This is a genomic window from Pseudomonas sp. ES3-33, assembly GCF_000952175.1.
In the GTDB taxonomy this organism is placed as follows: Bacteria; Pseudomonadota; Gammaproteobacteria; order Pseudomonadales; family Pseudomonadaceae; genus Aquipseudomonas; species Aquipseudomonas gregormendelii.
On sequence record NZ_JZRI01000034.1, the window covers coordinates 45,357 to 62,132 of the forward strand.

The 16,776-nt window shown below is 59.1% G+C and carries 16 protein-coding genes; 11 read left to right on the forward strand and 5 right to left on the reverse strand.

Annotated elements, in window-relative coordinates; genetic code table 11:
* Positions 1-29 precede the first annotated feature (29 nt).
* Together pyrC and rnt are read left to right on the forward strand one after the other, a co-directional pair.
* Complete coding sequence (gene pyrC, locus UB23_RS03840; RefSeq protein WP_045058001.1) at positions 30-1,076, forward strand: dihydroorotase; 1,047 nt, start codon at positions 30-32, stop codon at positions 1,074-1,076.
* Complete coding sequence (rnt, locus tag UB23_RS03845) at positions 1,073-1,747, forward strand: ribonuclease T (RefSeq protein ID WP_045058002.1); 675 nt, start codon at positions 1,073-1,075, stop codon at positions 1,745-1,747. The genes pyrC and rnt overlap by 4 nt, the downstream gene beginning before the upstream one ends.
* Before the next feature lie 69 nt (positions 1,748-1,816).
* Here rnt and UB23_RS03850 read toward each other — a convergent pair whose 3' ends face one another.
* Positions 1,817-2,419 carry a peroxiredoxin gene (locus UB23_RS03850; protein WP_017340570.1) on the reverse strand — a complete coding sequence of 201 codons (603 nt, stop codon included), beginning with the start codon at positions 2,417-2,419 and terminating at the stop codon, positions 1,817-1,819.
* A gap of 302 nt (positions 2,420-2,721) precedes the next feature.
* Here UB23_RS03850 and UB23_RS03855 point away from each other — a divergent pair, with 302 nt between their 5' ends.
* Positions 2,722-2,940, forward strand: coding sequence for a bacterioferritin-associated ferredoxin (locus UB23_RS03855; RefSeq protein WP_008057530.1), 219 nt, complete (start codon positions 2,722-2,724; stop codon positions 2,938-2,940).
* A gap of 199 nt (positions 2,941-3,139) precedes the next feature.
* Positions 3,140-3,613 (forward strand): bacterioferritin, encoded by a 474-nt coding sequence (gene bfr, locus UB23_RS03860; protein WP_045058003.1) that lies wholly within the window; start codon positions 3,140-3,142, stop codon positions 3,611-3,613.
* Positions 3,614-3,820: 207 nt separating this feature from the next.
* Here the strand turns inward: bfr and grxD are convergent, their stop codons facing one another.
* The 3 genes from grxD to UB23_RS03875 all read right to left on the reverse strand — a co-directional run bounded on the left by grxD (position 3,821) and on the right by UB23_RS03875 (position 6,793).
* Positions 3,821-4,162 carry a Grx4 family monothiol glutaredoxin gene (gene grxD, locus UB23_RS03865; protein WP_045058004.1) on the reverse strand — a complete coding sequence of 114 codons (342 nt, stop codon included), beginning with the start codon at positions 4,160-4,162 and terminating at the stop codon, positions 3,821-3,823.
* Positions 4,163-4,259: 97 nt separating this feature from the next.
* Complete coding sequence (locus tag UB23_RS03870) at positions 4,260-6,368, reverse strand: molybdopterin oxidoreductase family protein (RefSeq protein ID WP_045058005.1); 2,109 nt, start codon at positions 6,366-6,368, stop codon at positions 4,260-4,262.
* A 134-nt stretch (positions 6,369-6,502) separates the two neighbouring features.
* Entirely contained in the window at positions 6,503-6,793 is a 291-nt protein-coding gene (locus UB23_RS03875; protein WP_045058006.1) for a hypothetical protein, read from the reverse strand.
* Positions 6,794-7,189: 396 nt separating this feature from the next.
* Between UB23_RS03875 and argF the strand changes: the two genes are divergently transcribed.
* A complete protein-coding gene (argF, locus tag UB23_RS03880; RefSeq protein WP_045058007.1) occupies positions 7,190-8,110 on the forward strand; it encodes an ornithine carbamoyltransferase in 921 nt (306 codons plus the stop codon).
* Positions 8,107-9,216, forward strand: coding sequence for an ABC transporter ATP-binding protein (locus UB23_RS03885; protein ID WP_045058008.1), 1,110 nt, complete (start codon positions 8,107-8,109; stop codon positions 9,214-9,216). Before argF ends, UB23_RS03885 begins: the two co-directional genes overlap by 4 nt.
* A gap of 139 nt (positions 9,217-9,355) precedes the next feature.
* Here the strand turns inward: UB23_RS03885 and ybaK are convergent, their stop codons facing one another.
* Positions 9,356-9,826 carry a Cys-tRNA(Pro) deacylase gene (ybaK, locus tag UB23_RS03890; RefSeq protein WP_045058009.1) on the reverse strand — a complete coding sequence of 157 codons (471 nt, stop codon included), beginning with the start codon at positions 9,824-9,826 and terminating at the stop codon, positions 9,356-9,358.
* 296 nt (positions 9,827-10,122) lie between these two features.
* On the opposite strand from ybaK, the gene UB23_RS03895 reads away from it, so the two are divergent.
* The 5 genes from UB23_RS03895 (at position 10,123) to UB23_RS03915 (ending at position 16,597) form a co-directional block, all read left to right on the forward strand.
* The gene (locus UB23_RS03895; protein WP_045058010.1) at positions 10,123-10,974 is read left to right on the forward strand and encodes an MIP/aquaporin family protein; all 852 of its coding nucleotides are present in this window, start codon (positions 10,123-10,125) and stop codon (positions 10,972-10,974) included.
* 77 nt (positions 10,975-11,051) lie between these two features.
* Positions 11,052-12,557, forward strand: a complete 1,506-nt coding sequence (glpK, locus tag UB23_RS03900; protein ID WP_045058011.1) for a glycerol kinase GlpK — start codon at positions 11,052-11,054, stop codon at positions 12,555-12,557.
* A gap of 96 nt (positions 12,558-12,653) precedes the next feature.
* Positions 12,654-13,409 carry a DeoR/GlpR family transcriptional regulator gene (locus tag UB23_RS03905; protein WP_045058012.1) on the forward strand — a complete coding sequence of 252 codons (756 nt, stop codon included), beginning with the start codon at positions 12,654-12,656 and terminating at the stop codon, positions 13,407-13,409.
* A gap of 243 nt (positions 13,410-13,652) precedes the next feature.
* The gene (gene glpD, locus UB23_RS03910; protein ID WP_045058013.1) at positions 13,653-15,191 is read left to right on the forward strand and encodes a glycerol-3-phosphate dehydrogenase; all 1,539 of its coding nucleotides are present in this window, start codon (positions 13,653-13,655) and stop codon (positions 15,189-15,191) included.
* Between the two features lie 491 nt (positions 15,192-15,682).
* Entirely contained in the window at positions 15,683-16,597 is a 915-nt protein-coding gene (locus tag UB23_RS03915; protein ID WP_045058062.1) for a glutamate/aspartate ABC transporter substrate-binding protein, read from the forward strand.
* Positions 16,598-16,776: the final 179 nt, after the last annotated feature.

The following is a 16,776-nucleotide window of genomic DNA, read 5'->3' on the forward strand; positions in this document are numbered from 1 at the left end:
CCTCAGTTTGACCCGCCTGGAATCTCCTCATGTCCGACCGCCTGACCCTGCTGCGTCCCGACGACTGGCACATTCATCTTCGCGATGGTGCCGTGTTGACCAATACCGTCGCGGATGTCGCGCGCACCTTTGGTCGCGCCATCATCATGCCCAACCTGGTACCTCCGGTACGCAATGCGGCTGAAGCCGATGGCTATCGCCAGCGGATTCTCGCCGCGCGCCCATCCGGCAGCCAGTTCGAACCTCTGATGGTGCTGTACCTGACCGACCGCACCCAGCCTGAAGAAATTCGCGAGGCCAAGGCCAGTGGATTCGTGCACGCCGCCAAGCTGTATCCGGCCGGTGCCACCACCAACTCGGACTCTGGCGTCACCAGCATCGACAAGATCTTCCCGGCAATCGAGGCCATGGCCGAAGTCGGTATGCCCTTGCTGATCCATGGTGAAGTCACCCGTGGCGATGTCGACGTCTTCGATCGGGAGAAAATCTTCATCGACGAGCACATGCGTCGAGTGGTCGAGCGTTTCCCGACCCTCAAGGTGGTGTTCGAACACATCACCACCAAAGACGCCGTGCAGTTCGTCAACGAAGCCTCGGCCAACGTCGGCGCAACCATCACCGCGCATCACTTGCTGTACAACCGCAATCACATGCTGGTGGGCGGGATTCGGCCGCACTTCTACTGCCTGCCGATCCTCAAGCGCAATACCCACCAGGAAGCCCTGCTCGACGCCGCCACCAGCGGCAGCGCCAAGTTCTTCCTGGGTACCGATTCGGCGCCGCACGCCCAGCACGCTAAAGAAGCCGCCTGCGGTTGTGCCGGTTGCTACACCGCTTATGCGGCAATCGAGATGTACGCCGAGGCATTTGAACAACGCAACGCGCTGGACAAGCTCGAAGCCTTCGCCAGCCTCAACGGCCCGCGCTTTTACGGCCTGCCGGCGAACACCGATCGCATCACCCTGGTCCGCGAGGAGTGGACCGCCCCTACCAGCCTGCCATTTGGCGAGCTGACCGTTATCCCGCTGCGCGCCGGTGAAAAACTGCGCTGGCGCCTGCTGGAGGAACACGCGTGAGTGAAGACCATTACGACGACGAACAGGAAGGTCAAGGCGGCGGTGGTTCACGCCACCCGATGGCTGCCCGCTTCCGTGGGTACCTGCCAGTCGTTGTCGACGTTGAAACCGGTGGTTTCAACTCTGCCACTGACGCCCTGCTGGAAATCGCCGCCACCACGATTGCCATGGATGAAAAAGGCTTCGTGTATCCGGACCACACCTACTTCTTCCGTGTAGAGCCTTTTGAAGGGGCGAACATTGAAGCGGCAGCACTGGAGTTCACCGGGATCAAGCTCGATCACCCGCTGCGCATGGCGGTGAGCGAAGAAGCTGCACTGACTGATATTTTCCGCGGCATCCGCAAGGCACTCAAAGCCAACGGTTGCAAGCGCGCGATCCTGGTCGGCCACAACAGCAGCTTCGACCTGGGCTTCCTCAACGCAGCCGTTGCGCGCCTGGACATGAAACGTAACCCGTTTCATCCGTTCTCCAGCTTCGATACCGCAACCCTCGCCGGTCTCGCCTACGGTCAGACCGTACTGGCCAAGGCTTGCCAGGCCGCCGACATCGATTTCGACGGTCGTGAGGCGCACTCGGCTCGCTACGACACCGAGAAAACCGCTGAGCTGTTCTGCGGCATCGTCAATCGCTGGAAGCAGATGGGCGGCTGGGAAGACTTCAACGATTGACGCAGTCGGTTTATCCCATCCATAAAAAAACCGGCCGCAATGGCCGGTTTTTTTTGCCTCGAATGCGTCTTACAGGGCAGCAGCATTCTCGGTCAGGTAAGCAGCAACGCCTTCAGTCGAAGCCGTCATGCCCTTGTCGCCTTTCTTCCAGTTGGCAGGGCAGACTTCGCCGTGCTCTTCGTGGAATTGCAGAGCGTCGACCAGACGGATCAGCTCTTCCATGTTACGGCCCAGCGGCAGGTCGTTGATGATCTGCGAACGGACAACGCCTTTGTCGTCGATCAGGAACGCGCCACGGAAAGCCACGCCGCCTTCGGACTCAACGTCGTAGGCCTTGGCGATTTCGTGCTTCATGTCGGCAGCCATGGTGTAGCGAACCTGGCCGATACCGCCATTGTTCACCGGGGTGTTGCGCCATGCGTTGTGAGTGAAGTGCGAGTCGATCGACACTGCGATCACTTCGACGTTGCGTGCCTTGAAGTCAGACATGCGGTTGTCCAGAGCGATCAGCTCGGACGGGCAAACGAAAGTGAAGTCCAGCGGGTAGAAGAACACCAGGCCGTATTTGCCTTTGATGGCCGACGACAGGGTGAAGCTGTCTACGATTTCGCCATTGCCGAGTACGGCCGGTACGGTGAAGTCAGGGGCTTGCTTGCCTACGAGTACGCTCATTGATATCTCCTGGTGTAGAAACGTGAAGTGCCGGGTCGGTGCCAGCCTGCCACCTTCAGGCGACAGCCCTGTGACACGAACCCGCTTCATAAGGACCGGCAATCATACACTGGGTTTTTAACCTGTCCCCAACGGATTTCCCGAGCGCCACAAAATATCGTGGCCGATGATTTCGTTAGTCTGAACCGTTCGTCAGAGACACGCCCTTATAACGAGATGCTTTCATAAACCACTTTGACAATCATTCTCGTTAACATTAAGATCCATCGCAATTGAGTCACAACCAGCGACGGTTCTCACTTATGTATGTCTGCCTCTGCACTGGCGTCACCGACGGTCAAATCCGCGATGCAATCTATGAAGGTTGCTGCAGCTACAAGGAAGTCCGTCAGGCTACCGGCGTAGCCAGCCAATGCGGTAAATGCGCCTGCCTTGCCAAGGAAGTGGTGCGTGAAACCCTGACCAAGCTGCAAACCGCCCAGGCGGCGATCCCCTTCCCGGTAGAATTTACTGCGGCTTAAATACCCTATTTCGAACAACCGGACTTCATGTCCGGTTTTTTTATGCCTTTAAATCAATTGCTTAGATGCTAGACGCGGAACACAAACATTCTTATTCCGATTAATTTTCACTTATCTTTCAATAACTTAGGTTTGACACTCTTAGTTGAGCGGCTCAAACTCTGCCTTATAGACAGTTAATACAGGGCAGGACCCCATCATGAAAGGCGACATTACAGTCATCCAGCATCTCAACAAGATCCTTGCCAATGAGCTGGTCGCGATCAATCAATATTTTCTGCATGCGCGCATGTACGAAGATTGGGGCCTGAACAAGCTCGGCAAGCATGAGTACAAAGAATCCATCGACGAGATGAAGCACGCCGACAAGCTCATCAAGCGCATCCTGTTCCTGGAAGGCCTGCCGAACGTCCAGGACCTGGGCAAGCTGCAGATCGGCGAGCACACCCGGGAAATGCTCGAGTGTGACCTGCGCATCGAACGCACTGGGCATGCCGACCTCAAGGTGGCCATCGCGCATTGCGAAACCGTTGCCGACTTCGGCAGCCGCGAACTGCTTGAAGACATTCTTGAATCCGAAGAAGAACATATCGACTGGCTGGAAACGCAGTTGGGCCTGATCGACAAGATTGGTCTTGAGAACTACCTGCAGTCGCAGATGGGCGAAGAGTAATAGCACTGTAGGAGCTGTCGAGTGCAACGAGGCTGCGATCTTTTCGATGGCAACCTCAAACTCGACCTCGACACAACTTATCAACCGCAATAAAAAGCCCCGCTCCTCTTCCGAGGGCGGGGCTTTTTAGTTGCCGGAAATCACGAGATCGCAGCCTCGCTGCACCCGACAGCTCCTACACAGCTCCTACAGCGGAGCCAATCGTTTTCAGGCTTCGGTCTTGGTCGTAGCAGCCGCTTCGACAGCAGCCTTGATCGTAGTCTGCAACGAACCGTCAGCAGCCATCTCGGTCATGATGTCGCTACCGCCGACCAGCTCACCACCGACCCACAGTTGCGGGAAAGTTGGCCAGTTGGCGTATTTTGGCAGGTTGGCGCGAATTTCCGGGTTCTGCAGGATGTCCACGTAAGCGAACTTTTCACCGCATGCCATCACGGCCTGCGCAGCTTTTGCGGAAAAGCCGCACTGCGGGGCATTCGGCGAACCTTTCATGTAAAGCAGAATGGTGTTGTTAGCAATCTGCTCTTTAATCGTTTCGATGATATCCATGGAGCACCTCGGCTGAACTTTCCGACTCAAGGGTCGGCACGGTGGCGCATTGTAACGGAAACCCGAGCGCCATGCTCGGTCTCCCCGACAGACACGATCACGCCGCCGCCACCGTCACTGGCACGCCGTTCAACGCCGCGTTACCTGAAAGTTCGTCGAGCTGGCATTCATCGGTCAGGTCATTGGCGCTCGAGCCAGGCTGGCCGCTGGCGATGGTCATCTGCACACCGGGGCGGGCATGGCCCCAACCGTGAGGCAAGCTGACCACACCTTGCATCATGTCCAGGCTCGCCATCACCTCGACTTCAATCACCCCTACCCGCGAACTCACCCGCACCCGCTGCCCATCGACCAGCCCGCGCTTGCTCAGGTCTTCAGGGTGCATCAGCAACTGATGGCGCGGTTTGCCTTTCACCAGACGGTGATAGTTATGCATCCAGGAGTTGTTGCTGCGCACATGACGGCGGCCAATCATCAACAGCTCATCGGCGGCCGGCGCCTGCAGGGCAGCGAAACGTGTCAGGTCAGCGAGGATCACCGGCGGCGCCGCCTGAAGTCGCTGGTTGGCGGTTTTCAGGCGCTGCGCCAGGTTGGGTTTCAAAGCGCCCAGGTCGACGCCATGGGGGTGATCGAACAAGGTCGCTAATGACAACTTGTGCTCGGAAGCGTCGCCATAGGCGCCCATGCGCAGGCCAAGGTCGATCATCTGCGCGGGCGCAATCGTCGGTTTGAGCGCCTTGCCGGTCCTGGCGGCAAAGGCCTGGGCCAGCCCCACGAAAATCTCCCAGTCGTGCAGCGCGCCTTCAGGCTTGGCGAGGATCGCCCGGTTGAAGCGGCTGACGTTGCGCACCGCGAACAGGTTGAACGTGGTGTCGTAGTGATCGTTCTCCAGGGCCGAGGTCGACGGCAGGATCAGGTCGGCGTAACGCGTGGTCTCATTGATGTACAGGTCGATACTGACCATGAACTCCAGGCCATCCAGCGCCTGCTCCAGCTGGCGACCGTTGGGCGTGGACAACACCGGGTTGCCCGCCACGGTAATCAGCGCCCGCACCTGCCCATCGCCCTCGGTGAGCATTTCCTCGGCCAGCGCCGAGACTGGCAGCTCGCCGGCATACTCTGGCCGCCCGGACACGCGGCTCTGCCACAAATTGAAATGCCCGCCGGAAGTCGACGCCACCAGGTCCACTGCGGGCTCGGTACACAGCGCCCCACCCACCCGATCAAGGTTGCCGGTGACCAGGTTGATCAATTGCACCAGCCAATGGCACAGCGTGCCGAAGGCCTGGGTCGACACCCCCATGCGTCCGTAGCACACCGCCGTAGGCGCGCCGGCGAAATCACGGGCCAGCTGGCGGATGGACTCGGCCGGCACCGCGCACAGCGGGCTCATGGTCTCGGCTGTGAATGGCGCAACGGCCGCACGCACTTCGTCCAGGCCATCCACCGGCAGGTGACTGCCCTTGGCCAGGCCCTCAGCGAACAAGGTGTTGAGCAGACCAAACAGCAGCGCCGCATCGCCGCCGGGACGCACGAACAGATGCTGGTCGGCGATCGCCGCCGTTTCACTGCGCCGCGGATCGACCACCACCACTTTGCCGCCCCGGGCCTGAATGGCCTTCAAGCGTTTTTCCACGTCCGGCACGGTCATGATGCTGCCGTTGGAGGCCAGGGGATTACCGCCCAGGATCAGCATGAAGTCGGTGTGATCGATATCCGGGATCGGCAGCAGCAGACCGTGGCCGTACATCAGGTGACTGGTCAGGTGATGGGGTAACTGGTCGACCGAGGTCGCGGAAAAGCGGTTGCGGGTTTTCAGCAGGCCGAGGAAGTAGTTGCTGTGGGTCATCAGCCCGTAGTTATGCACGCTGGGGTTACCTTGGTAGACCGCCACCGAATTCTGTCCGTGACGCTCCTGAATGTGCGCCAGGCGCTCGGCCACCAGACTGAACGCTGCCTCCCACTCGATCGGCTGCCATTCACTGCCCACTCGAAGCATCGGCCGATGCAGGCGATCCGGATCATTCTGGATATCCTGCAGGGCCACCGCCTTGGGGCAGATGTGACCGCGACTGAACGTATCCTGGGCATCACCCTTGATCGAGGTGATCTGCACGCCCGCGCCTTCGACTTCAGTGGTTTCGATGGTCAGGCCGCATATGGCCTCGCACAGGTGGCACGCACGGTGGTGGAGAGTCTTGGTCATGGCCAGTCTCTGTCTTGTTCTGGGCGGGCAATAGCGACCGCGGGAACAAAACTATGGCGCCTGCCCTGCCACTTCGCCAGCGACGTTCGTCTTGTGAATCGGCCGCCATCAGGCCAGCCGATGCACACAAGGAATCAGTTCGGCGGCAGCCTGGGGGGGAGTTGCTGCTGGATTTCCTGGACGGTCTCGATCTGCTCATGGCCGACATGCACGCCGGTGAGCTCGCCGATCAGGCGCCAGTGTTCGTCCAGGCCGCTGCTGATGGTGGCCATGCGGTCGATCATGCGGCGGCCGGCGGCCTTGGTAACTTCGTCATTGCTGCGCAGCAGCTCGAAGGACATCGAAGTCATGGAAGCGGTGAGGTGAGTAAGGGAGCGGGCCGTGAGGCCGAGCAGTTCCATGAGTTGCTGTTCTTTCGATTCCATTCCGAAGGGCTTCCTGCGTCGTTCGTGCGTTAGTTATAACCCAGCACTTTGTATTAGCAAAACTTTCAGACCAGAAACAGGCGCGTTGCCGTGACTGGACGAAAGGTCAGAAATCGACTCTGCCTGCCCGGTTTGATTGCAAAGCCCCGGGGCCGCAGTGTACAAATGGTGCGCTGCTGTCAGGAAACAGGCTTCAAAAGCGCTACTGCGGTAATCCCGTAGCCCCTCCGAATCCCCTAAAAACCGTAGCCCTATTGGTAAGACGCGACATTTAATTATAATATCGCGCCTTCCCCTATTTCGTCGCCCCGTGCGGCTTACGCCGCAGGTCTCGCCCGTTTTTCAGTTAAACAAGGCTTTGAGTATCTGCGGTCTGTTGCAAAAAGGTAGTCAATGATGAGCGCAAGGCACTTTCTCTCCCTGATGGATTGCACGCCCGAAGAGCTGGTCAGCGTGATCCGTCGAGGCGTTGAGCTCAAGGACCTGCGTAACCGCGGCGTACTGTTCGAGCCTCTGAAAAACCGCGTACTCGGGATGATCTTCGAGAAGTCCTCGACGCGCACCCGTATTTCGTTCGAAGCCGGCATGATCCAGCTGGGTGGCCAGGCGATCTTCCTGTCGCCGCGCGACACCCAACTGGGTCGCGGCGAGCCGATCAGTGACTGCGCGATCGTTATGTCGAGCATGCTTGACGCGGTGATGATCCGCACCTTCGCCCACAGCACCCTGACCGAATTCGCCGCCAACTCCCGCGTGCCGGTCATCAATGGCCTGTCCGATGACCTGCACCCGTGCCAGTTGCTGGCCGACATGCAAACCTTCCTCGAACACCGGGGCTCGATCCAGGGCAAGACCGTGGCCTGGATCGGCGACGGCAACAATATGTGCAACAGCTATATAGAAGCGGCGATCCAGTTCGACTTCCAGTTGCGCATTGCCTGCCCGGTAGGCTATGAGCCCAATCCGGAATTCGTGGCCAAGGCCGGCGATCGTGTGACCATCGTCCGCGACCCGAAAGACGCCGTACACGGTGCGCACCTGGTGAGCACCGACGTCTGGACCTCCATGGGCCAGGAAGAAGAAACCGCCAAGCGTCTCAAGCTGTTTGCTCCCTTCCAGGTCAACCGTGCGCTGCTCGACCTGGCCGCTCCGGACGTGCTGTTCATGCACTGTCTGCCTGCCCACCGTGGCGAGGAAATCAGCCTCGACCTGCTCGATGACAAGCGCTCGGTCGCCTGGGATCAGGCCGAAAACCGTCTTCACGCACAGAAGGCCCTGCTCGAATTTCTCGTCGAACCGGCGTACCACCACGCATGAGCCAGCCATTATTGCTAAACCTGCGCAACCTCGCCTGCGGCTATCAAGACCAGCGAGTCGTGCAGAACCTCAACCTGCATTTGAATGCCGGTGATATCGGTTGCCTGCTGGGCTCTTCGGGCTGCGGCAAGACCACCACCCTGCGCGCCATTGCCGGCTTCGAACCGGTGCACGAAGGGGAAATTACCCTGGCGGGCGAGACGATCTCCAGCGCCGGATTCACCCTCGCGCCGGAGAAACGCCGGATCGGCATGGTGTTCCAGGATTACGCGCTGTTTCCGCATCTGAGCGTCGCCGAAAACATCGCTTTCGGCATTCGCAAGCACCCGCAAAAAGATCGTGTGACCGAAGAGTTGCTGGAACTGGTCAACCTCAAAGGCCTCGGCAAACGCTTTGCGCACGAGCTTTCCGGTGGCCAGCAGCAGCGTGTCGCCCTGGCCCGCGCCCTCGCGCCGGAGCCGCAATTGCTGCTGCTCGACGAACCGTTTTCCAACCTTGATGGCGAGTTGCGACGCAAGCTCAGCCATGAGGTGCGCGACATCCTCAAGGCCCGTGGCACCAGCGCGATTCTGGTGACCCACGACCAGGAAGAAGCCTTCGCTGTCAGCGATCATGTAGGGGTATTCAAGGAGGGGCGCCTGGAGCAGTGGGACACGCCCTACAACCTGTACCACGAACCGCTGACACCTTATGTCGCAAGCTTCATCGGCCAGGGCTATTTCATTCGCGGCAGGCTGGACAGTCCCGAGTCGGTGCAGACCGAACTGGGCGAGTTGCGCGGTAATCGGGCGTATACCTGGCCGGTCGGCGGCGCCGTGGACGTGCTATTGCGTCCCGACGATATCGTTTATGCACCGGACAGCGGCTTGAGAGCGCGGATCGTCGGCAAGTCGTTCCAGGGGGCTTCGACCTTGTATCGCCTGCAATTGCCGACGGGTGCACAGCTGGAGTCGATTTTCCCGAGCCACGCCGATCATCTGGTCGGTGCTGAAGTGGGCATTCGTGTCGCGGCTGAACACCTGGTGTTGTTCCAGGCCTCCGGCAGCACGGCGGCGCAGATTCCGGCAACCGAGACCGGCGTTCGACGGTACAGCACAGCCAGCTGAGCCAAGCGCAGTTGAACCGGCTCGTTCCCCTGTGGGAGCGAGCCTGCTCGCGATGGACGTTAACGATTACGCGAAGATCCTGATACCCAGCGGCGCACTGCAGTCTTTCGCGAGCAAGCTCGCTCCTACAGGAGCGGTGTCAGGCACGCCCGATATCCGCAAACTTCGCCTGGGTATGCTCGGCCAGCACCGCAGGAGCCAGCTCCACTTCCAGCCCCCTGCGCCCCGCACTGACAAAGATGCTGTCAAACACCTGAGCTGAATTATCGATAAAAGTGCGCAAGCGCTTCTTCTGCCCTAGCGGGCTGATCCCCCCCAGCAAATACCCGGTCGAGCGCTGCGCTGCCGCGGGATCTGCCATCTCGACCTTCTTCACCCCCGCAGCGTGCGCCAAGCCCTTCAAGTCGAGACTTCCGACGACCGGCACCACCGCCACCAACAGTTCGCCTTTTTCACTGGCCGCCAGCAATGTCTTGAACACCTGTGCCGGATCAAGGCCGAGCTTCTCCGCGGCCTCCAAACCATAAGAAGCGGCCTTGGGATCATGTTCGTAACTGTGCACACGATGTTCGGCTCGAACTTTTTTCAACAAATCCAATGCGGGGGTCATGTCAGCTCCAGACTGGGCGGCGGTAGAAAAATCCACTGGCGGATTCTAGGTCATTGCCCCCTAAAAGGCTCTATAGCGCCACTGTTTCATCGGTGCGCAGCAGCGGTTTACCACTCGTCCGCATTCCTCCTGCCGGGTGAACAATAGGATCATTCACATGACTAATAGTTGAAATGTGACCGATGGTTCACTTTCGACCTTTGACAGCAGTGTTTCTTGTCTATATTTTTTCGAATACGAATGCTGTACGAATGGTCCTACGCTGCACGCAGACAAAAACAACAACGAGGTTTTCAATGACAACTGCTTTACAACAACCGCCGCTCTCGAGCCAGTGCATGGCCGAGTTCCTGGGCACTGCCCTGCTTATCTTTTTCGGCACCGGTTGTGTGGCTGCGCTCAAGGTCGCGGGTGCCAGCTTCGGCTTGTGGGAAATCAGCATCATCTGGGGTATCGGCGTGAGCATGGCGATCTATATGACCGCCGGCGTTTCCGGGGCTCACCTCAACCCCGCCGTCAGCATCGCGCTGTGCATCTTTACTGACTTCGAAAAGCGCAAACTGCCCTTTTACATCCTCGCCCAGGTCGCCGGTGCCTTCTGTGGCGCCTTGTTGGTTTACACGCTCTACAGCAACCTGTTCTTCGATTACGAACAAACCCACCAAATGGTTCGCGGCACCCAGGCAAGCCTGGAACTGGCCTCGGTGTTCTCGACCTTCCCGCACCCGGCCCTGTCCACGGCCCAGGCGTTTCTGGTTGAAGTCACCATCACTGCCATCCTGATGGGCGTCATCATGTCCCTCACCGACGACAACAACGGCTTGCCCAAGGGCCCGTTGGCCCCGCTGCTGATCGGCTTGCTGATCGCGGTGATCGGCAGCTCGATGGGCCCGCTGACCGGTTTTGCGATGAACCCGGCCCGGGACTTCGGTCCGAAACTGATGACTTTTTTCACCGGCTGGGGTGAAATTTCCCTGACCGGAGGGCGTGATATCCCCTACTTCCTCATTCCGATTTTTGCACCGATTGTCGGTGCCTGCCTCGGCGCTGCCGCCTATCGCGGGCTGATTGCCCGTCATCTGCCCAGCGCCGCGCCCGAGACCACGGATGCAGTACCGGCCATTGACGGCAAACCGCGCACTTCTTGATACCGTAGGCGCGTGATCCTGCCAATCTGGTCCCGCGCCTGACTCCACTTCCTTTTATTCGTCCCAAGGCAATCGACATGACCGACATTCAGAATAAGAACTACATCATTGCCCTTGATCAGGGCACGACCAGCTCGCGCGCGATCATTTTCGACCGTGATGCAAACGTGGTGTGCACCGCCCAGCGCGAATTCGTGCAGCATTACCCGCAAGCCGGTTGGGTCGAGCATGACCCGATGGAAATCTTCGCCACCCAGAGCGCCGTGATGGTCGAAGCCCTGGCGCAAGCCGGCCTGCACCACGACCAGGTGGCCGCCATTGGTATTACCAACCAGCGCGAAACCACCGTGGTCTGGGACAAGACCACCGGCCGGCCGATCTACAACGCGATCGTCTGGCAATGCCGGCGCAGCACCGAGATCTGCCAGCAGCTCAAGCGCGACGGCCACGAGCAATACATCAGCGACACCACCGGCCTGGTCACCGACCCCTACTTCTCCGGAACCAAGCTCAAGTGGATCCTCGACAACGTCGAAGGCAGCCGCGAGCGTGCGCGCAACGGCGAATTGCTGTTCGGTACCGTCGACAGCTGGCTGATCTGGAAATTTACCGGCGGCAAAGTGCACGTCACCGACTACACCAATGCCTCGCGCACCATGCTGTTCAACATCCACACCCTGGAGTGGGATGCGAAAATGCTGGAGGTGCTGGATATTCCGCGCGAGATGCTGCCGCAAGTTAAGTCCTCCTCGGAAATCTACGGCCACACCAAGAGCGGCATCGCCATCGGGGGCATCGCAGGCGATCAGCAGGCCGCGCTGTTCGGCCAGATGTGCGTCGAGCCTGGCCAGGCTAAAAACACCTACGGCACCGGCTGCTTCCTGCTGATGAACACCGGCGACAAGGCAGTGAAATCCCAACACGGCATGCTCACCACCATCGCCTGTGGCCCGCGCGGTGAAGTCGCTTACGCGCTGGAAGGCGCCGTGTTCAACGGCGGCTCGACCGTTCAATGGCTGCGTGACGAACTGAAAATCATCAATGACGCCCACGACACCGAGTACTTCGCCAACAAGGTCAAAGACAGCAATGGCGTGTACCTGGTGCCCGCCTTCACCGGCCTCGGCGCGCCGTACTGGGACCCGTATGCCCGTGGCGCACTGTTCGGCCTGACCCGCGGCGTGCGCGTGGATCACATCATCCGTGCCGCGCTGGAGTCGATTGCCTACCAGACCCGCGATGTCCTGGACGCCATGCAACAGGACTCCGGCGAACGCCTCAAGGCCCTGCGCGTGGACGGCGGCGCGGTAGCGAACAACTTCCTGATGCAGTTCCAGGCCGACATCCTCGGCACCCAGGTCGAGCGTCCGCAAATGCGCGAAACCACGGCACTCGGCGCTGCGTACCTGGCGGGCCTTGCCTGCGGCTTCTGGGGCAGCCTCGATGAGCTGCGCGGCAAGGCGGTGATCGAGCGTGAATTCGAACCGACCCTGGACGAAACCGCCAAGGAAAAACTCTACGCCGGATGGAAAAAAGCCGTGAGCCGCACCCGCGACTGGGAACCCCACGAAGGCGATGAATAAGCCAGCCAAGGCACTCAGTATCGGCATGTAACTGGTCGGGAGCAGATTCCTGCGGCATCATGGGCAAATTTTGCCCGGCAGCCCAAAGGAAGCCCCATGAATCTGCCTCCCCGTCAGCAGCAAATCCTCGAACTGGTCCGCGAACGCGGCTACGTGAGTATCGAGGAAATGGCTACGCTGTTCGTCGTCACACCGCAGACTATCCGCCGCGACATCAATCAGCTCGCGGAAGCCAATTTATTGCGCCGCTACCACGGTGGTGCAGCCTATGATTCCAGCGTCGAAAACACCGCCTACGCCATGCGCGCCGACCAGATGCGCGATGAAAAACAGCGGATTGGCGAAGCGATTGCCGCACAAATCCCTGATCACGCCTCACTGTTCATCAACATCGGTACCACCACCGAGTCGATTGCCCGCGCCCTGCTCAACCACAGCCACCTGAAGATCATCACCAACAACCTGCACGTGGCCTCGATGCTCAGCGCCAAGGATGACTTCGACGTGCTGCTGACCGGCGGCAATGTGCGCCGAGACGGCGGCGTGGTGGGCCAGGCCAGTGTCGACTTCATCAACCAGTTCAAGGTCGACTTTGCCCTGGTCGGGATCAGTGGCATTGATGAAGATGGCAGTCTGCTGGATTTTGACTATCAGGAAGTGCGGGTTTCCCAGGCGATCATTGCCAATGCCCGGCAGGTGATACTCGCGGCGGACTCCAGCAAGTTCGGGCGTAATGCCATGATTCGCCTGGGGCCGATCAGCCTGATCGATTGCCTGGTGACTGATCAGCCACCCGTGCCGGCGTTGGCGCAGTTGTTGAGTCAGCACAAGATTCGGTTGGAAGTCGTTTAAGGCTTTCTGCCTCAAAAGATCGCAGCCTTCGGCAGCTCCTACAGGTTCACTCACCCCTGTAGGAGCTGCCGGAGGCTGCGATCTTTTGCTTTAAATGTTCGAAAATTTTCCTTTCCCCGCCCTTCGATCAGTATTTTCAATCGAAGTTGGCTGGCTGTGCGCGTATTTATGGGCTACCATTTTCACAAATGAACATTAATGTTCGAATTCAAATATAGATAACCAAAAACCAGAGGCTAGCCGATGCCCACTTCTACCTTGCCTACCCCCCCACTCTCCGAGGTCTACGATGTTGCCGTCATCGGTGGCGGGATCAATGGCGTGGGGATCGCAGCGGATGCGGCCGGTCGCGGCCTTTCTGTGTTCCTTTGCGAAAAGGACGACCTGGCCAGCCACACCTCCTCGGCCAGCAGCAAGCTGATCCACGGTGGCCTGCGCTATCTCGAACATTACGAATTCCGCCTGGTGCGTGAAGCTCTCGCCGAACGTGAAGTGCTGCTGGCCAAGGCGCCACACATCGTCAAGCAGATGCGTTTTGTGCTGCCCCACCGCCCGCACCTGCGTCCGGCGTGGATGATCCGTGCCGGCCTGTTCCTTTATGACAACCTCGGCAAACGGGAAAAGCTGGCAGGTTCAAAAAGCCTCAAGTTCGGTCCAGACAGCCCGCTGAAGAGCGAAATCACCAAAGGCTTCGAATATTCCGATTGTTGGGTAGACGACGCACGCCTGGTGGTACTCAACGCCATGGCCGCCCGCGAGAAAGGCGCCCACGTTCACACCCAGACCCGCTGCGTCAGCGCCCGTCGCACCAAGGGCCTGTGGCATCTGCACCTGGAACGCGCCGACGGCAGCCTGTTTTCGATCCGCGCCAAGGCCCTGGTGAATGCTGCCGGGCCATGGGTGGCGAAATTCATTCGTGACGACTTGAAGATGGAATCGCCCTACGGCATCCGCTTGATCCAGGGCAGTCACCTGATCGTGCCGAAGCTGTACGAAGGCGAACACGCGCACATTCTGCAAAACGAAGACCAGCGCATCGTGTTCACCATTCCCTACCTGAATCACTTCACTTTGATCGGCACCACCGACCGCGAGTACACCGGCGACCCGGCGGCAGTTGCGATTACCGAAGGCGAGACCGATTACCTGCTCAAAGTGGTGAATGCGCACTTCAAGAAGCAGGTCAGCCGCGAAGACATTCTGCACAGCTATTCGGGAGTGCGTCCTCTGTGCAATGACGAATCCGATAACCCGTCGGCCGTGACCCGGGATTACACCCTGGCGCTGTCTGGTAGCGGCGAAGAAGCGCCATTGCTCTCGGTATTCGGCGGCAAGCTGACGACCTATCGCAAGCTGGCCGAGTCGGCCCTGGCGCAATTGACCCCGTATTTCACGCACATCAAGCCAAGCTGGACCGCCCACGCGACCCTGCCCGGTGGCGAGGACATGAGCACCCCGCAGGCGCTAAGCGCCTTGATCCGTGACAAGTTCGACTGGGTGCCCACCGAAATCGCCCGCCGCTGGGCCACCACCTATGGCAGCCGCACCTGGCGCATGCTCGAAGGCGTGCGCGACCTGAACGACTTGGGCGAACACATCGGCGGCGGTCTCTATACCCGCGAAGTGGACTACCTGTGCAGCGAAGAATGGGCAACCACCGCCCACGATATCCTGTGGCGCCGCAGCAAACTGGGGCTGTTCACCACCCCGGCAGAGCAACAGAAGCTGGCGGATTACCTGAGCAAGGTCGAGCAGAACCGCAGCAAGATTGAAGCGGCCTGATCGTTAGCTGGCGGTACGCAAAGCCCCTGGATTGTGAGATCCAGGGGTTTTTGCATTCTGCGCTGCACTCCAGGTTACTTGCAGGCGCCCGCTCCCACAGGGTGTTGGTGGTGGACGCAGCATTTGTGTTCGGCGCAGATCACTGTGGGAGCCGGGCTTGCCCGCGATGGCGTCTGCACATTCGACGTTGATGTGGCAGGGAGAAGACAGTTGCTCGCGCAGCTAATCCCTGCATCGCATTCGGTTTTCCGAACGCTACCTGTCGATCTATTCGGTTAACCGGATCATTGCACTCTCTAAAACCCGCAACAAATAATTAATCCCCTTATAAATCAACACTTTGATCTACAGCCCCAGGCCTGGCACGAGTCATGCTCTACACTCTTGGACGAATACCTGTTGTGCCGATCCATCAGGCGCACCAGGCATTCGAAGCACAAAAAGGGCCGATGAACTGGCTCCATAAAAAAAACAATGTCGAGGAAAATTTGATGCGTATCGTTCCCCACCTCCTGGGCGCAGCCATTGCTGCCGCTCTGATTAGCACTCCAGTTTTCGCCGCCGAACTCACCGGCACACTGAAGAAGATCAAAGAGTCCGGCACCATCACCCTCGGGCATCGTGACGCTTCCATTCCGTTTTCCTACATCGCGGACGCTTCCGGTAAACCGGTCGGCTACTCCCACGACATTCAGCTGAAAGTGGTCGAAGCGCTGAAAAAAGACCTGGACCTCCCGGACCTGAAGGTCAAATACAACCTGGTCACCTCGCAAACCCGTATCCCGCTGGTGCAGAACGGCACCGTGGATCTTGAGTGCGGTTCAACCACCAACAACGTTGAACGCCAGCAGCAAGTGGACTTCTCCGTCGGCATCTTCGAAATCGGTACTCGTCTTCTCTCCAAGAAAGACTCCACGTACAAGAACTTCGACGACCTCAAGGGCAAGAACGTCGTGACCACTGCGGGCACCACGTCCGAGCGCCTGCTCAAGTCGATGAACGCCGACAAGCAAATGGGCATGAACGTCATTTCCGCCAAAGACCACGGCGAGTCCTTCCAGATGCTGGAATCGGGCCGCGCCGTTGCGTTCATGATGGACGACGCACTGCTGGCCGGTGAAGCCGCCAAAGCCAAGAAGGCCACTGATTGGGCAGTGACCGGTGATCCACAGTCCTACGAAATCTACGGCTGCATGGTCCGCAAGGGCGACGAGCCGTTCAAGAAGGCTGTAGACGCTGCCATCGTGGCCACCTACAAGTCGGGCGAGATCAACAAGATCTACGAAAAATGGTTCATGGCGCCAATCCCGCCAAAAGGCCTGAACCTGAACTTCCCGATGAGCGACGAGCTCAAGGCCCTGATCGCCAATCCGACCGATAAAGCGGCTGACGACAAGAAATCCTGATTTCTGACTAACCTTACCTCCTGACGGGACCAAAATCCCTTCAGGAGGTTGTCACTCCCTGCTGGCATTTTCTGGAAACACTCGAACCGGTGGCTGTCGAGCCGCTCGTGTGTGCCTGACTATTATGGTCGGGGCGGGAACGGAGCTTCCCCAAGCGGGCACTTGTATATCGATCCGAG

Coding starts and splice junctions, on each gene's coding strand:
- pyrC (WP_045058001.1), top strand. CDS start 30: ATGTCCGACCGCCTGACCCTGCTGCGTCCCGACGACTGGCACATTCAT.
- UB23_RS03850 (WP_017340570.1), bottom strand. CDS start 2,419: ATGAGCGTACTCGTAGGCAAGCAAGCCCCTGACTTCACCGTACCGGCC.
- UB23_RS03855 (WP_008057530.1), top strand. CDS start 2,722: ATGTATGTCTGCCTCTGCACTGGCGTCACCGACGGTCAAATCCGCGAT.
- bfr (WP_045058003.1), top strand. CDS start 3,140: ATGAAAGGCGACATTACAGTCATCCAGCATCTCAACAAGATCCTTGCC.
- grxD (WP_045058004.1), bottom strand. CDS start 4,162: ATGGATATCATCGAAACGATTAAAGAGCAGATTGCTAACAACACCATT.
- UB23_RS03870 (WP_045058005.1), bottom strand. CDS start 6,368: ATGACCAAGACTCTCCACCACCGTGCGTGCCACCTGTGCGAGGCCATA.
- UB23_RS03875 (WP_045058006.1), bottom strand. CDS start 6,793: ATGGAATCGAAAGAACAGCAACTCATGGAACTGCTCGGCCTCACGGCC.
- argF (WP_045058007.1), top strand. CDS start 7,190: ATGAGCGCAAGGCACTTTCTCTCCCTGATGGATTGCACGCCCGAAGAG.
- UB23_RS03885 (WP_045058008.1), top strand. CDS start 8,107: ATGAGCCAGCCATTATTGCTAAACCTGCGCAACCTCGCCTGCGGCTAT.
- ybaK (WP_045058009.1), bottom strand. CDS start 9,826: ATGACCCCCGCATTGGATTTGTTGAAAAAAGTTCGAGCCGAACATCGT.
- UB23_RS03895 (WP_045058010.1), top strand. CDS start 10,123: ATGACAACTGCTTTACAACAACCGCCGCTCTCGAGCCAGTGCATGGCC.
- glpK (WP_045058011.1), top strand. CDS start 11,052: ATGACCGACATTCAGAATAAGAACTACATCATTGCCCTTGATCAGGGC.
- UB23_RS03905 (WP_045058012.1), top strand. CDS start 12,654: ATGAATCTGCCTCCCCGTCAGCAGCAAATCCTCGAACTGGTCCGCGAA.
- glpD (WP_045058013.1), top strand. CDS start 13,653: ATGCCCACTTCTACCTTGCCTACCCCCCCACTCTCCGAGGTCTACGAT.
- UB23_RS03915 (WP_045058062.1), top strand. CDS start 15,683: ATGCGTATCGTTCCCCACCTCCTGGGCGCAGCCATTGCTGCCGCTCTG.